This is a genomic window from Bacillus sp. FH (genome assembly GCF_052216825.1).
GTDB classification, from domain to species: Bacteria; Bacillota; Bacilli; order Bacillales; family Bacillaceae_G; genus Bacillus_A; species Bacillus_A paranthracis.
Map to the genome: position 1 here is coordinate 1,018,333 of NZ_JBQOUU010000001.1, position 16,935 is coordinate 1,035,267.

At 36.4% G+C, this 16,935-nt stretch carries 16 protein-coding genes; all 16 read right to left on the minus strand.

From position 1 onward, the window contains the following. Positions 1-53: 53 nt before the first annotated feature. The 16 genes from ACTT1L_RS05390 to ACTT1L_RS05465 all read right to left on the minus strand — a co-directional run bounded on the left by ACTT1L_RS05390 (position 54) and on the right by ACTT1L_RS05465 (position 16,850). Positions 54-977, minus strand: coding sequence for a dipeptidase (locus ACTT1L_RS05390; protein ID WP_000688055.1), 924 nt, complete (start codon positions 975-977; stop codon positions 54-56). 58 nt (positions 978-1,035) lie between these two features. Then, positions 1,036-1,296: a stage V sporulation protein SpoVS gene (spoVS, locus tag ACTT1L_RS05395; RefSeq protein ID WP_000404341.1), complete on the minus strand. Its 261-nt coding sequence runs from the start codon at positions 1,294-1,296 to the stop codon at positions 1,036-1,038. 148 nt (positions 1,297-1,444) lie between these two features. After that, positions 1,445-2,239 (minus strand): TIGR00282 family metallophosphoesterase, encoded by a 795-nt coding sequence (locus ACTT1L_RS05400; protein ID WP_001221098.1) that lies wholly within the window; start codon positions 2,237-2,239, stop codon positions 1,445-1,447. Between the two features lie 164 nt (positions 2,240-2,403). Beyond that, positions 2,404-3,969, minus strand: a complete 1,566-nt coding sequence (gene rny / locus ACTT1L_RS05405) for a ribonuclease Y (RefSeq protein ID WP_000099355.1) — start codon at positions 3,967-3,969, stop codon at positions 2,404-2,406. A gap of 485 nt (positions 3,970-4,454) precedes the next feature. Beyond that, a complete protein-coding gene (recA, locus tag ACTT1L_RS05410; protein ID WP_001283859.1) occupies positions 4,455-5,486 on the minus strand; it encodes a recombinase RecA in 1,032 nt (343 codons plus the stop codon). 144 nt (positions 5,487-5,630) lie between these two features. After that, positions 5,631-6,869, minus strand: a complete 1,239-nt coding sequence (cinA, locus tag ACTT1L_RS05415) for a competence/damage-inducible protein CinA (protein ID WP_000990717.1) — start codon at positions 6,867-6,869, stop codon at positions 5,631-5,633. A 20-nt stretch (positions 6,870-6,889) separates the two neighbouring features. Further along, positions 6,890-7,468 (minus strand): CDP-diacylglycerol--glycerol-3-phosphate 3-phosphatidyltransferase, encoded by a 579-nt coding sequence (gene pgsA, locus ACTT1L_RS05420; RefSeq protein ID WP_001052963.1) that lies wholly within the window; start codon positions 7,466-7,468, stop codon positions 6,890-6,892. A 63-nt stretch (positions 7,469-7,531) separates the two neighbouring features. Further along, on the minus strand, positions 7,532-8,458 hold the full coding sequence (locus tag ACTT1L_RS05425; protein WP_000137486.1) for a helix-turn-helix domain-containing protein: 927 nt from the start codon (positions 8,456-8,458) through the stop codon (positions 7,532-7,534). Positions 8,459-8,479: 21 nt separating this feature from the next. Beyond that, on the minus strand, positions 8,480-9,265 hold the full coding sequence (locus ACTT1L_RS05430; RefSeq protein ID WP_000574107.1) for a DUF3388 domain-containing protein: 786 nt from the start codon (positions 9,263-9,265) through the stop codon (positions 8,480-8,482). Positions 9,266-9,404: 139 nt separating this feature from the next. After that, positions 9,405-9,653 (minus strand): DUF3243 domain-containing protein, encoded by a 249-nt coding sequence (locus tag ACTT1L_RS05435; RefSeq protein ID WP_000114454.1) that lies wholly within the window; start codon positions 9,651-9,653, stop codon positions 9,405-9,407. A gap of 75 nt (positions 9,654-9,728) precedes the next feature. Continuing rightward, the gene (gene ymfI / locus ACTT1L_RS05440) at positions 9,729-10,442 is read right to left on the minus strand and encodes an elongation factor P 5-aminopentanone reductase (protein WP_000759622.1); all 714 of its coding nucleotides are present in this window, start codon (positions 10,440-10,442) and stop codon (positions 9,729-9,731) included. A gap of 103 nt (positions 10,443-10,545) precedes the next feature. Then, entirely contained in the window at positions 10,546-11,832 is a 1,287-nt protein-coding gene (yfmH, locus tag ACTT1L_RS05445; protein WP_000411945.1) for an EF-P 5-aminopentanol modification-associated protein YfmH, read from the minus strand. Continuing rightward, positions 11,833-13,107 (minus strand): EF-P 5-aminopentanol modification-associated protein YfmF, encoded by a 1,275-nt coding sequence (gene yfmF, locus ACTT1L_RS05450; RefSeq protein ID WP_076874977.1) that lies wholly within the window; start codon positions 13,105-13,107, stop codon positions 11,833-11,835. 199 nt (positions 13,108-13,306) lie between these two features. Further along, a complete protein-coding gene (locus ACTT1L_RS05455) occupies positions 13,307-14,266 on the minus strand; it encodes an ABC transporter permease (RefSeq protein ID WP_000008842.1) in 960 nt (319 codons plus the stop codon). Next, positions 14,267-15,325 (minus strand): ABC transporter permease, encoded by a 1,059-nt coding sequence (locus ACTT1L_RS05460; protein WP_001074499.1) that lies wholly within the window; start codon positions 15,323-15,325, stop codon positions 14,267-14,269. Continuing rightward, positions 15,318-16,850, minus strand: a complete 1,533-nt coding sequence (locus ACTT1L_RS05465; protein WP_074544053.1) for an ABC transporter ATP-binding protein — start codon at positions 16,848-16,850, stop codon at positions 15,318-15,320. The genes ACTT1L_RS05460 and ACTT1L_RS05465 overlap by 8 nt, the downstream gene beginning before the upstream one ends. Positions 16,851-16,935 lie beyond the last annotated feature (85 nt).

A 16,935-nucleotide genomic window follows, 5' to 3' on the forward strand; every position in this document is an offset into this window, starting at 1 on the left:
AATAATATCAAATGAATTAATTCTAATTTTTCTGGATTTTTAAAACAAAAATTTTAAAAGCTTATATGTTCAACAAAATTATCATATAAAAATCGCTCTACAGTAGATGCAGCATAGTGTTTACAAAGCTCGTTCATTACATTTTCATAATCTCGATACGCTGATACATTTACAACTGTTTCTACTATCCCATCAAAATCCGAACCAAACCCTATATTGTTCTCTCCACCTAATGAACAAATATATTCGATATGTCTTACTATATCTGCTACATTCGCTTGTTTTTCATTTGTTAGAAACTGCGGTACAAAAGTGACACCGATCATGCCATTTCGCTTTATAAGAGCTTTAAGTTGTTCATCGTTTAAATTACGTGGGTGCTGACAAAGTTTCATACAATTTGAGTGGGAAGCAATAGGATTTTTTGCAATTTCAATCACATCCCAAAAACTTCTTTCATTCAAATGAGACACATCAGTCCATACATGTAACGCATTCAGTTCTTGTACAACATGTTTACCAGAAGTCGTTAAACCTGCCCCACGTGTCTCTAGCGCACCATCAGCTAATAGATTGGCATAATTCCATGTTAGTCCAAAAGAACGTACTCCTAGGCGATACAACAACCGTAATTTCATTGCATCTTTTCCAATTGCTTCGCATCCTTCTAATGTTAATATCGCTCCAATCTCGTCCTGTTTTAACATGTTCATATCATCTTTTGTCTGAATAAACTTCACACCTGGTAAGGATAAAATTTCATTATAAAAAATATCTACCATTTGCAATGCTACTTCAAATCGGTTTTCATATGCCACTGTTTCTGGCACATATATAGCAAAACATTGTATACTTCCTTTTCTGTTCTTTAACTGTTCAAATGTAATATGTAATTGCGAATCATGTTTAAAATCCTTTCTCCCTTGTGCACTCCATAACTGAAGAAGCACATCACAATGAGCATCAAAAATTTTCATTTTCATTCCTCCATTATAAAAACAACCTGTTTGCATACTGCAAACAGGTTGTTTAAACTTAACGAGGTTCTACAATTAATTTTATTGCTGTACGTTCTTCCCCATCAATCATGATATCCGTAAACGCTGGGATACAAATCAGGTCCAAACCACTAGGCGCTACAAATCCTCTTGCAATTGCTACTGCCTTTACAGCTTGGTTCAATGCACCTGCACCAATGGCTTGAATTTCTGCTGTTCCGCGTTCGCGAATAACACCTGCAAGTGCACCAGCTACAGAATTAGGGACCGACGTTGCTTTAACTTTTAATATTTCCATTCCGCGTTTCCTCCTCGTTTCTATAAAAAGTATTAGCAATTATTTCACTTTAACTTATATTCACGAGGAATGACACGTATTCCTGCTAAATTTCTGTAATTTTTCTAAAAAATTAAAAAATAATAACTTATCTAAATTTTAATAGGAATTACTCAAAAAATGGCTGATCATCATTAATTAAGATACGCTCAATTTTCTTAGCTTTTCCCGTATTAGGGTCCACATCAATTAGCACTGCACTTAATTGTGTTCTACCATTTGTCACTTCAAATCGTACTGGTAAGTTTGTTAAAAACTTCTTCAATACCGCTTCTCGGTCCATACCTAAAATTCCATCGTACGGTCCTGTCATACCAACATCTGTGATATATGCCGTTCCGCTTGGTAAAATACGATTATCTGCTGTAGGAACATGCGTATGTGTACCTACTACCGCTGTAGCACGACCATCTACATACCAACCTAACGCTTGTTTTTCGCTTGTAGTTTCCGCATGGAAATCAACAAAAATAATATTCGTACGTTTTTTCGCAATGCTAATTAATTCATCCACTTTACGGAATGGACAATCAATCGGAGGAAGGAACGTACGTCCTTGTAAGTTAATAACTGCAACTTCTGTTCCATTACAGTTCACAAAAATAAGCCCTTTTCCTGGAGTGCCTTCTGGGAAGTTAGCTGGTCTTGCAAGATATTTTGCATCATCAATAAATTCAAATACTTCACGGTTATCCCAAGCGTGATTTCCAAGTGTAACCGCTTGTGCTCCGCATTCTAAAAAGTTTCGGTATATTTTTTCCGTAATTCCACGTCCACCTGCTGCATTTTCCCCATTAATAATGGTTACTGTAGGTGTATATTTCTTCTTTAATGCCGGTACGTATTGTTGAATCATACCTCTACCAGGAGATCCTACTACATCCCCAACAAATAATATTCTCATATGTCTTACCCTTCCTATGTACTACATTTTTTATTACTATAGCTTCAAGTAATTATCTTACAATATATTTATTATAAGTTTGTTTCACTTGTATGCTAGGTATAACTAATTTCCTTTATTTTAACCAATTCCAACACAAAAAAATAAAGTGGTGTTTCACCACTTTATTTTGCGTATTCCACTGCGCGTGTTTCACGAATAACAGTTACTTTAATATGCCCTGGGTAATCCAGTTCATTTTCAATACGTTTTCGAATATCACGAGCTAAACGATGAGCTTCTAAATCATCAATTGTATCTGGTTTTACCAGAATACGAACTTCTCGTCCTGCTTGAATTGCGAAAGATTTTTCTACGCCTTCATAAGACTCTGAAATCTCTTCTAACTTTTCAAGACGACGAATATAGTTCTCAAGTGTTTCACTACGAGCTCCAGGTCTTGCAGCTGATAATGCATCTGCTGCTGCAACTAAAACTGCAATGATAGAAGTTGGTTCTGTGTCTCCGTGGTGAGATGCAATACTGTTTATAACTACAGGATGCTCTTTATATTTCGTTGCGAGTTCAACACCAATTTCAACGTGGCTACCTTCTACTTCATGGTCAATCGCTTTACCGATATCATGTAATAGACCAGCACGTCTTGCTAGTTTTTCATCCTCACCAAGCTCTGCTGCCATAAGTCCAGTTAAATATGCAACTTCCATAGAGTGTTTTAAGACGTTTTGCCCGTAACTTGTACGGTATTTTAAACGACCTAAAATCTTAATTAAATCTGGATGTAAACCGTGAACACCCACTTCAAACGTTGTTTGCTCTCCGACTTCACGAATATACTCGTCCACTTCACGTCTTGATTTTTCGACCATCTCTTCAATACGCGCTGGGTGAATACGTCCGTCCTGTACTAGTTTATCAAGAGCGATACGAGCTGTTTCACGACGAATTGGGTCGAATCCAGAAAGGATAACCGCTTCTGGTGTATCATCGATAATTAGGTCAATACCTGTTAACGTTTCTAACGTACGAATATTTCGACCTTCACGTCCGATAATACGTCCCTTCATTTCGTCATTTGGAAGATTTACAACCGAAACGGTTGTTTCAGCAACATGATCAGCTGCACATCTCTGCATTGCAAGAGATAAAATCTCTTTTGCTTTCTTATCTGCTTCTTCTTTCGCACGAACTTCACTTTCTTTTACCATTACGGCAATTTCATGAGAAACTTCACTTTCTACTTTACCAAGAATAATTGCTTTCGCTTGTTCGCGTGTCAGATTGGAAATGCGCTCTAATTCTGTTTGTTGCTTTTGAACTAACTCTCCCACTTTGCTTTCCAACTCTTCAATCTGTTGTTGTCTCGCTACAAGAGAATCCTCTTTCTTTTCTAACTGTTGCTCGCGTTTATCGAGCGTTTCGTCTTTACGATCAAGGTTCTCTTCTTTTTGCATTAAACGATTTTCTTGTTTTTGTAATTCGCTTCTACGGTCACGAATTTCTAATTCAGCTTCTGTACGAAGTGTATGAATTTCATCCTTTGCTTCTAAAAGCGCTTCTTTCTTAAGTGCTTCAGCTTCACGATTCGCTTCATCTATAATACGTTTCGCTTCATTAGCTGCACCATTAATCTTCGCTTCAGCAATAGACTTTCGAACAAAAAAGCCAACAACTGCACCGACTGTTGCAAGCAAAATGGAGATGAGTATCCAAACTGCAGTACTACTCATGATTTCACCTCCCCTTGCTATGAATGAAAAAAGACTGTCGGCATGTACATTGAATAACAACATACAGCAAAGACCGTCGTCCCGCTTTTTTAAGGGACTTTCTTCATTTCACAATTAAAATGTCATATTATTATTTCGGCAAGATTTAAGTCTTACTCCGAATATTACTTCTCTTCTTGAGAAGAGTGTTTCGTATATAAGAAAAAATATACATTCTCATTGTATCTATCGCAATTTTCATTGTCAAGCGTTGTCTACTTTTACTTTCTTTACCTTCAGCTCTAATTTATATAGGAATTTAAAAAGCAGAGAGCATATTATCCTGGAAAACCTTAGTAAATTCCAGTTTATTCATGTAAAACAAGCATATATCCCTCTGTACACATACTGTTTTAGATGGATTAAATATTTTATCTCCAACGATATACAACGCTTTCATAATGATACAAAAATAAAAGACACGAAGCCGTGTCTTTTATCCCACTTTAATCAAGAAGACTTGGATCTTCCATATCTTCAGCACCTGAATCTTCGCTAATTCCGTGATGCTCACGAATAAAGAAGGCAATTTCTTCTCTTAAATCCGTATTTTCTTTTAAGAACTGCTTCGAATTTTCACGACCTTGTCCTAAGCGTTCTTCATTATAAGAGTACCAAGCACCGCTCTTTTGAACGATATCAAGTTCAGAAGCCATATCTAAGATTTCACCTTCTCTTGAAATACCTTCTCCGTACATAATATCAACTTCCGCAACACGGAATGGTGGTGCCACTTTATTTTTAACTACTTTTACTTTTGTTTTATTACCAACAATGTCGTTACCTTGTTTTAATTGCTCCGCACGACGTACTTCAAGACGAACAGTTGAATAGAATTTTAACGCACGACCACCTGGAGTTGTTTCTGGGTTTCCGAACATAACCCCAACTTTTTCACGAATTTGGTTAATAAAGATTGCGATTGTTTTTGATTTATTGATTGCACCTGAAAGTTTACGAAGTGCTTGAGACATTAGACGAGCTTGTAAACCTACGTGTGAGTCACCCATGTCTCCTTCAATCTCAGCTTTTGGTACAAGAGCTGCTACAGAGTCAATTACGATAATATCAACCGCACCACTTCGTACAAGTGCTTCTGCGATTTCTAAACCTTGCTCCCCTGTATCAGGTTGTGATAATAGTAATTCATCGATATTAACACCTAATTTTTGTGCATATACAGGATCCATTGCATGCTCCGCATCGATGAATGCTGCTTGTCCACCTTGACGCTGTACCTCTGCAATTGCATGTAATGAAACTGTTGTTTTACCTGAACTCTCAGGTCCATAAATCTCGATAATACGGCCACGTGGGTATCCGCCTACCCCTAATGCCACATCAAGTGCTAAAGAACCACTAGAAACTGTAGAAACTCTACGCTCCGCTTGTTCTCCTAATTTCATAATTGAACCTTTACCGAATTGCTTCTCTATTTGTTTTAACGCCATATCTAATGCCGCTTGACGATCACTCATTCAAAATTCCTCCTTAACTGAATTGCTAATCTTATTATACCTATTTTCAATTCAATTTGCCAACAAAAATCGAACATTTATTCGATTTTTTTATTTTTCATTAAATATAACCACATTTAACCATTAAAAAAAGCTAAAAGAGACTTATATCTCTTCTAGCTTTTTATACAAATGATAAAATCCATATTTTGCTGAGCGTTCCCTAATTTGTTGACGACTTCCGCTTAAATTTAGAGGAAAGACTACAGTTGGTTCATCTTTAATCGCCAATCCAACAAATACAGTTCCCGGCTCTTTATGTTCTGAAGCATCTGGTCCTGCTACCCCAGTGAAACTAATTCCGATATCCGCTTTTAATAATTCTCTAACATTTTCAGCAAGATAACGAGCACATTCTTTACTAACTGCACCGTCAGTAGACAAGACTTCCTCAGGTACATGTAATACATGTTGCTTCACATCATTATGGTAACAAATGACACCGCCTTTAAATACGGAAGACACACCAGCGTTTTCTGTTACTTGATTACCAAAGAGACCACCTGTTAAACTTTCCGCACACGCTAAAGTTAATCCTTTTTTCTTCAATAACTCTATCGCCTTATAATGTAGAAACTCTTGGTCATACCCGTAGAAAAATTCTCCAACTCTTTCTAAAATCAAATCTTCCACATGCTGAATGAGTTTCTCCGCTTCATGAACATTTTGATGTTTAGCCGTTAAACGTAATGTCACTTCTCCATCATTGGCAAGCGGGGCGATTGTCGGATTCGTTTGTCCATCAATTAAATCTTGAACTTTCACCTCTAATTGAGATTCCCCAATTCCGAAAAAGCGAAGCACGCGAGAATAAATGTTTTCTCCTGTTGTAAAGTTACGTAAAAAAGGCTCCACATAACTTACATACATCGGCTTCATTTCTTTCGGTGGTCCTGGTAATAAAATATAAACTTTTCCGTTCTTATTTAATCCCATACCAGGTGCCATACCGTGATCATTTGCAAATACAGTCGCTCCATCCAAAACGAGCGCCTGCTTTTTATTATTCTCCGTGAACTCTCGACCTGTTCGCTTAAAGTAATCGCTTATTGATGCCAATGCCTTTTCATCATATACAAGCTCTTCCGCTAAGCTAGACGCAATTGTTTCCTTCGTCAAATCATCTTTTGTCGGTCCTAATCCACCTGTAAAAATAAGCATGTCCGCACGTTCTTCTGCAACTTCAATCGCCTGCTGTAATCGTTTGTTATTATCTCCAACTACAGTATGGTAGTACACATTAATGCCAATTGAAGCTAACTTTTCAGATAAAAACTGGGCGTTCGTATTTGCAATTTGTCCAAGTAATAATTCTGTTCCAACCGCAATAATTTCAGCATTCATCCCAATTCCCCCATAAACTTCTATTTTGAGTTTACAAAAGCAGCTCTATTTTTCCAGAAATAATCCCATCCTGAAATAACAGTAAAAATTAATGCAATCCATATAAAGATATCAGCAACTGGAATATGGATTAAATTTAAAGGTACATCGTGTAATAAATATGCCGCAATCGCGATGATTTGTGTCCACGTCTTAATTTTCCCTAGCTGATTTGCCGCAACTACTTCCCCTGTTCCAGCAAGTACAAGACGTAAACCAGTGACCGCAAACTCACGGCTTATAATGACAATAACAATCCAAGCAGGTACGTATTGCATCTCAACTAACGTGATAAGTGCCGCTGAAACAAGTAATTTATCAGCTAACGGGTCAAGGAACTTCCCTAAATTCGTTACAAGATTATACTTTCTTGCGTAATGTCCATCAATCCAATCTGTAGCCGAAGCAACAATAAAGATAAGCGCTCCTATTAAATGTTGAATTGGTAAATCAACATCACCAATTGTGTATGAACCCCAATCAAAGGGCGCTAACATAATTACCATAAAAATTGGAATTAAGCAGATTCTAGATATTGTAATTTTATTTGGTAAATTCACAGCTATTCCTCCATCATATCAAAAACATTTGTTCATTGAAAAAAGTCATCGAAGCGATGACTGTTATTGTGCAGGTTGCTCTATCCCTAGATTTTTAATCAAGAATTTTTGATGATAATTCTCTTCTGGATTCAACGGGAATGTAACCACTTGGCCATTTAATTTAAATTCAACATTCGGTGCACTTCCTATATTAAGGTTTACCACTTTCGCTGTTGATAAATCATATTTTTGAGTTTGACCTTCCTCTATTGTTCCACTAAAGATATCATTTCCTGCCTCATTTTTAATACCTACATAACTTGCACCTTTTGTTGTAATTTCTAATTCTAACGTTTTATTGTTATGAATTTCCAAAGTGGACTCCTTACCAGTTGTCCCAACTACTTTGATTTCTTGTTGTCCTGTTGGTTGCGCTGGTTGTTCTTCTTTCTTTGGCTCTTCTTTTTTCGATTCTTCTTTTTTTGGTTCCTCTTTTTTCGGCTCTTCCGCTTTCACTTCATCTTTCTTCGTATCTAACGGAGAATTTTCCGCTTTTTTAACTTCAATTTTCTCACTTTGAGCATTCGGAACCTTCTCATCACCTTTTCCAGTTAACGCTTGGAAAATAAACCAAATTACCACTCCAACTGCGATTACTAGCAGCGCAACTAAGATTTTCGGCATATGATCTGCAATTGGCCATGATGAAGATTTCTGCATTGTTTCTTGTGTTTTTTGTCCGGTTGACACTTGTGGAACGTCGCGTTTTTCAGATTGTGGTATCGTACTCTGATATTCTACAAGCAGTTCCTCTCCATTTAATCCAACCGCATCTGCGTATTGTTTAATGAATGCACGCGCATAAAAAGCTCCTGGCAATACATCATAATTGCCTTCCTCAATTGCTACTAAATGGCGTTTTTGAATTTTTGTAATCTCATGCAGCTGATCAATAGACAAGCCTTTCGTTCCTCTTGCTTCTTTCAGCTTTTGTCCTAATTCTGTCACTACTAACACCTCAATATTTCTTTAAAAGTCAAACATAGAGAAATTATTTTGCGTACCTTGCTCAATTTCATCTACTAAATTATATTGAATTTCTTCATCATAATCGTTACGCAACTCGATAATATAATCAAAATCATCCAATGTGTATTCTGACTGACTCACAAATACGTCAGGATGTTCCACAACTTTCGTTGCAGGCAATCTCATAATTTCACGAACAAGCTGCCAATGCCTTTCGTTAGCACGCTTTGTTGACACGATTCCATCTAAGATGAAAATATTGTCGTCGCTATACTCATCTTCAATCAATTGACTACGAACAGTTTGCTTAATAAGAGTAGACGATACAAATAACCATCTTTTATTTGCACAAACACTTGCGGCAACAATGGATTCTGTTTTTCCAACACGAGGCATTCCTCGTATACCAATTAGCTTATGGCCTTCTTTTTTCATTATTTCAGCCATAAAGTCTACAAGTAACCCTAATTCATCACGCACAAACCGAAATGTCTTCTTATCATCTGCATCTCGTTGTATGTACCTACCATGTCTAACCGCTAGCTTATCTCTTAGCTTTGGCGGACGATATTTCGTTACCGTTATGTTATCCATCGTATTTAAAATTGATTCTAGTCTAGAGATTTGCTCTTGATTATCACACATAAGGAGTAATCCACGCCTTGCATTATCTACACCATTAATTGTGACAATATTAATGCCGAGCATACCGATTAACGAAGAAACGTCACCAAGCAAGCCAGGTCGGTTTTTATGTATTTCATATTCAAAATACCATTCAATCATCCAAGATCACTCCCCTTGCTTACTTTACACCTACGTACTATATTATATGATTTCACCTTAATAGGGAAGCTAAATGTATAATCTATCCCTTTCAATTATTATACAAAAAAAATAGAGAGGAGAATCCCCTCTCTATTTTTTACTTATGTTGTACAAACTTTACCATTAAGTTTGCGATTGTATGTTGCTCTTGTTCGTCAGCAACTTTCCAAAGTTCAGCTAATAATTTCTCTTGATCGTTGCGTGCTTCTACTTCATTTGCTAAATAATCACCAACACGAAATGCCATATCTGATACAGCACCACCATCAAGACCTTTTCCTTGCGCTTGTTCTAAACGTTCTCCTAAAAAGCTCTTCCATTGATCAAAATTATCTAAAACTGACATGTGTAAGCACCTCACTACTTAGTAATAGAATCATGCTTAATTTGTACAGTTTTTCATTTTTTATGTAAGAAATTTTTAGCAATGCCACCCGCCATTTACTCCAATAATTTGTCCAGTTATATAAGATGCACCTGGTGATACGAGAAATGACACAGTTTTTGCTACTTCTTCCGGTAATCCTAATCGTCCTAACGGAATCTCTTCCGCAATTTCATTCTTATCCTCTTCTGAAAATACGTTTAACATTTCCGTTTCAATTGCACCTGGCGCCACCGCGTTCACTCTTATTCCACTTAATGAAACCTCTTTTGCTAAAGCTTTCACATATGAATTTTGCGCACCTTTTACCATCGAGTAAAGAACTTCACATGACGCGCCAATTTGTCCCCATATAGACGAAACAAGTACAATATTACCGCTTCTCCGTTGAATCATAGATGGCAATGCCATCGATAATAATTTATAGATACTCTTCACTTGAAGTTCTACCATATCATTCAATTCATCGTTCGTTACATCTGTTACGAGTCCAAAAATACTCTTCCCAGCTGCATATACGATAACATCAAGAGGATGTTCAATTTGTTTCCACAATTGCTCTGCTCCATCAGTAGAAGCTAAATTTGCTTGAACAGGAATTACTTCACCCCATTCTTTCTGCAACTCATTCACTTTCTCTTCACTGTTATTATAATGAACATATACTGTATATCCATCTTGAATTAATTGTTTCGAAATAGCAGAGCCAATCCCTCCGCTCCCTCCAGTTACTAATGCATACTTTTTCATACAATTCCTCTCTTATCTCAACAAAATCTTTTTTCTACAAATAAATAATACCCTCATCTTACAATTTATCAATGATAAGATGAAGGTATTATTATAAAATCTTTTATTTTTTCGGTAAAACCTGGCAAACACTCATTTTTTCTTCTGATAATAGTAATTTGGCTACTTCTTGTAAATCTTGAACAGTTAAACTTTCTAATACAGTCAATGCATCAAACAGACTCGACTCATTAAACGCATATCGTGTAAATTGATTTGCAATATATTCCGGTGAATTCAAGGAACGTAAAAAGCCACCTATTTTCTTTTTCTTTACTCGTTCTAATGCCGCCTCATCTAATTGATCATAATTTGTATTTAATAAAATACCTTTCAAACGCTCTTCCAGCTCATCAGGTTGCTTCGTATCGCCGCCAACCATTGCAAAACCGAAGTTATTCTCTTCCGTATAATCATACGAGAACGAATCATCAATGAGCCCTTCATTATATAAAGATTCGTAATGAACGGAGCTTTTCCCAAATAAATAATCTAAAAGTAACGTAAGCGCAATTTCTTGTTTTAAAAGGGCTTCCCCTTTTTCTTTTAAGTTTGTCGCTTTAATACCAACTAAACATTTCGGAGTTTGTACAGGCATTGAAATAATTTTCTTCTTTTCATTTACCGCATCTGGTTCTTCTTCAAATGAACGTACTATTTCTGGTTGGTTTTTGTAATCTTTTTTTGCTTGATTTTCACGTATCAAATCCATCGTTTTCTCTGGATCAATTGCACCTACAACAAACATCAACATATTACTTGGATGATAAAATGTTTCATAACATTCATATAGTAGGTCTTTCGTAATTTTACTAATAGACTCGATTGTACCTGCAATATCAATTTTAATCGGGTGCTTTACAAACAAGCTATCAATTAATCCAAAGTATAAGCGCCAATCTGGATTATCTTGATACATTTGAATTTCTTGCCCAATAATACCCTTCTCTTTTTCAACTGTTTTTTCAGAGAAGTAAGGCTCTTGTACGAAATTTAACAATGTATTTAAATTTTGTTCTACATTTGATGTACATGAAAAAAGGTAAGCTGTTCTTGTGAATGATGTGAAAGCATTTGCCGATGCCCCTTGTTTACTAAACAATTGGAAGGCATCGTGATCTTCTTTTTCAAATAGTTTATGCTCAAGAAAATGAGCAATCCCATCCGGCACACGAATCATTTCTTCTTTACCTAGTGGTACGAATGTATTATCCACAGAACCATATTTTGTCGTAAACGTTGCAAATGTTTTATTAAATCCTTGCTTCGGTAAAATATATACATCTAATCCATTAGGAAGTTTTTCATAATAGAGTGTCTCTTTTAATTGCTCATAAACAATTTTCTCCATTTATTCTCCCTCCGTTCCGTGTAAAAAGTAAATTGTATCTAATTCAATATTTTTAGCAACTTTCACAATCTCTTCTTTCGTCACACTTTCAATACCTGTAAGCCATTCTTCAACCGGACGCGTACGATCTGAAATAATACCATGATACAGCATTTCCACAAATCCACGCGGTGTATCAATTGCTTCTAATATTTGATTTCGAATAACACTTTTCGTTTGATGCATCTCTTCTTCAGAAAAATCACCATTTTGCATTGCAAGCATTTGCTCTTTAATAATCTCAACAGCTTTTTCATAATTTTTCGCTTCGATCCCTGACATGACAAATAATAAGCCTTTATGACTTTCAAAGCGGGATGCTGCATAGTACGCTAAACTATTTTTTTCACGAACATTAACGAATAACTTTGAATGAGAAAATCCTCCAAACAATCCATTGAACAATTGCAGTGCAAAATAATCTTCGTCTTTATACGTAATAAATGTACGATAACCAATGTGCAGTTTACTTTGTTTTAATTCTTGTTTTTCCACAACTTCTTTTTCTTCATTATTTCTCTTATGAAGAAGTACATTCCTTTCCCTCACAGGACGCGCTGAAATAGAAAAATACTTACTTACAAGATCAACTGCGTTTTCTGAAATATCACCAATAATGTATAGATCCATTTCATCTTCAGCTAACACTTTTTGATAATATTGATACAAACTTTCATTTGTAATAGAAGAAACACTCTCTTTTTTCCCATTTGCGCTTAAACGATACGGTTCTACTTTGCACATTTCTTCAATTAAACGCTCGTTTGCATAACGCATTTTATCATCATAAGTCGCTTCAATTCGTTGCAAGAGCGCTCTCTTTTCACTTTCTACAATAGAAGGCAGAAAACCATTCCCCTCTGTTGCTGGATGTAAAATGATATCCGATAACATAGAAAGTGCTTTTTCAAATAACGGTGGTGCATCATGTAAATATACTTCATTTGCAATGTCTACATAAATAGAGATGATATGATCTTCTCCTTTTTTACTTACATCTACTGCCAAAGAAGATCCGTATAATTCTTCTAAATATTGACGAAGACGAATTACAGAAGGAAGCTTTTCTGTCGCACTTTGCAATACGTATGGCAATAGGGCACGCTCTGTCACCGTCTCCTCATTTAAAGGTGCTTTAAAACGAAATACAAATGTATTTGTTTTATATTTATCAGTTGGAATAATATGTACTCGTAAACCACCTAACTCATGTAACTGTTGTTCCATCAGTTTCATTTATAGCCCTCCTTTACGTATATAGGAATATTCCTCTTCAATATACAGTTTTTAGAAATGAAAAATCAACTTTTCTTCCTCACTATACTTACATTAGGCCCTTTCTAAAAACGGTAATATGTAAGGAACATAGTAAAATTCCGTATTAAATATAGTCTATGTAAAAAAGCCCGCACTAATGTGCGAGCTTTTTTTATACTTATCGTTTTCCTTTTTCATAAGGAGTTCCTAATGCTTTCGGAGCTTCAGAACGACCTACAAAACCAACAAGTGCTAATATTGTGAATACATACGGCAATATCGTTAAGAATACACTTGGAATTTCTTTTAGTACTGGAATTGTACCGCCTGTTATTCCTAATGATTGAGCAAATCCGAAGAACAGAGCCGCTCCAAGAGCACCGAGTGGATTCCATTTACCGAAAATCATTGCTGCTAACGCCAAGAAACCTTGTCCAGTAATTGTAGCACCTGAGAAGTTACCAGAAATCGACATAGCGAAGACCGCTCCACCAACTCCTGCAAACATTCCAGATATAGCAACTGCAATATAACGCATTTTATATACGTTAATCCCCATCGTATCCGCTGCCATTGGATGCTCACCAACCGCACGAAGACGAAGACCGAACGGCGTTTTATAAATGATATACCAAACGACAAACGCTAAAATAATAGCAATATATGATGTTAACGGTACATTAGAGAAAAAGATTTTTCCGATTACCGGAATATCCGAAAGACCCGGAACATCGATTTTTTCAATGCGGTATTGAATGAAATCAGTTTGTCCTTTGCCAAAGATTTTCTTAATCGCAAATACTGTTAAACCAAGTGCTAAGAAGTTAATTGCTACTCCGCTCACTACTTGATCTGCACGGAATGTAATGGATGCTACTGCGTGAAGAAGTGCAAACAATCCACTACCAATTGCTGCAAATAATAATGCAATCCAAGGAGTCATCGATCCCCACGTATCACCCATTAATAACGTTGTAACAATACCAATAAATGCACCAAATAACATTAAACCTTCTAACGCTATATTTACAACTCCAGAACGTTCACTGAACACTCCACCTAACGCCGTAAAAATAAGTGGCGCTGCCGTATATAACGTACCCGTCACAAGAATGGCTAAAATATCTAAAAAGCTCATTTATTTCCCCTCCTTGCTCATGCGTGTAAGTGCCCAGCGTAAAACATAACTGCACGCTACAAAGAAAATAATACATGCAATAATAACGTTAATTAACTCCGAAGGTACATCTGCTTCGAAATTCATTTGTGGTGCTGCACTTTTCAAACCACCAAACAGTAAAGCTGCTAATAGTATACCAAATGGATTATTTCCGCCTAAAAGTGCTACCGCAATCCCATCAAATCCAATACCAGTAAACGAAGACATTGCTGTCATACTTTGGAATGTCCCTAATCCTTCCATAGCTCCACCAATTCCTGCAAAAGCACCAGCAATTGTCATTGATAATACAACATTACGCGATACTTTCATTCCTGCGTATTGAGAGGCATTTTGGTTAAAACCAACCGATTTTAATTCATACCCTAACGTTGTTCTATCTAATAAGAACCACATTACAATCGCAATGATAATAGCCACAACAATTCCCCAGTGTAAACGAGATCCATCTGTCAATGAAGATAACCAATCAGAAGCTAACGAAGCACTTGCTTGTACGTCATAAGATTTTTCATTACCTTCGTGGATAAAACGTTTAATAAGATCATACGTAACATAAAGTGCAATGTAGTTCATCATAATTGTAACAATTACTTCATTTACTTTAAGTTTCCCTTTTAAATATCCAGGTATAAAGCCCCATAAACCGCCGACAATTGCCGCCACTAAAATAGATAACGGAATATGCAAAATTGCTGGTAACGACACTGCATATCCAAACCAAACAGCAGCGAGCCACCCAACTAATAACTGTCCTTCCACCCCAATATTGAAAAGACCTGTACGAAATGCAAATGCTACTGAAAGACCAGCTAATACAAGCGGAATCATCGTACGCAACGTCTCACCGATAGCTTGTGGATTGCCAACCATCCCTTCCCAAAGCGCGGCATATCCAACAATTGGATCATATCCACTAACTAACATTACAATGGCACCAACAAGTAAACCGAAAACTACGGATAACACAGGTACTAAAATATTAATTGTTCGTTCTGTTAAAAATTTTTTAGCCATTTGTGTTCACCTTCTCTTTCCCTGTCCCGCCGGCCATTAATAATCCAAGCTGTTGTTCATTTGTTTCTTTCGCATCCACAATTGCTACAATTTTCCCTTCATATATAACAGCCACTCGATCGCTTACATTTAAAATTTCATCCAGTTCTAAAGATAAAAGCAATACTCCCTTACCATTATCTCTCTGCTCAATTAATTTTTTATGAATAAATTCAATCGCACCTACATCTAAACCACGTGTCGGCTGTGCTGCAATTAGTAAATCTGGATTACGATCTACCTCACGTGCAATAATTGCCTTTTGTTGGTTTCCACCAGATAGAGCGCGAGCTAACGTTTGTTCACTAGGTGTACGTACATCAAACTGTTCAATAAGTGCTTTCGCTTTTTCTGTAATTTTACTAAAATTTAAAATCCCTTTCTTTGAAAATGGATTTTTATAGTATGTTTGTAAAACAATATTGTCCCGAACAGAAAAATCGAGAACAAGTCCGTGTTTATGACGGTCTTCAGGAATATGACCAATCCCCTCTTCTGTTATTCTTCGAACAGGCCAATTCGTTATTTCTTTTCCTTTAATTGCAATAGAACCTGACTCAACTTTTCGTAAACCAGTAATCGCCTCTATTAATTCACTTTGACCATTTCCATCAATCCCTGCAATCCCAACGATTTCTCCTGCACGAACAGTTAAGTCAAGGCCTTTTACAGCAGGTAACTTGCGCGTATCATGAACAATTAGGTTTGCAATAGATAGTACTTCTTCCATTGGTTTAGCTTCTATTTTTTCTGTTTTAAAATTCACTTGACGTCCGACCATTAACTCTGCAAGTTTATGCTCATCCGTTTCCGCTACATCAACAGTACCAATCCCCTTACCTTTACGAATAATTGTACAACGATCGCAAACTTCCATAATTTCTTTCAACTTATGTGTAATAAGGATAATAGATTTCCCCTCTTGCACAAGCTTTTTCATAATTTGAATCAACTCATGAATTTCTTGAGGAGTTAACACCGCGGTTGGCTCATCAAATATTAAAATCTCAGCACCACGATAAAGAGTCTTTAATATTTCAACCCTTTGCTGCATCCCAACAGAAATATCTTCAATTTTCGCATGTGGATCAACAGCCAAACCATACTGTTCAGATAATTGCTTAATTTCTTTTGCCGCTTCTTCAACAGCAATTTTCCCGTTTTTCTTCGGCTCATTTCCAAGAATAATATTCTCTGTAACTGTAAAATTATGAACAAGCATAAAATGCTGATGGACCATCCCAATACCAAGGTCATTTGCTATATTCGGATTTGTAATTTTTACAGGTTTTCCTTTAATTTTAATTTCACCTTGTTCTGGTTGGTACAAACCAAATAGTACATTCATCAATGTGGATTTCCCTGCACCATTTTCTCCAAGTAAAGCATGTATTTCTCCCTGTTTTACTTGCAGCGTAATATCGTCATTCGCTACAATGCCTGGGAATACTTTTGTAATATTGTTCATCTCAATTACGTATTCCATTTTGTTCCTCCTTTTAGCAGGGAACACTCCCTAATTACACTCTATTAAAAGTATTTTTATATATGCAAAGGTTAGTTCTACGAAC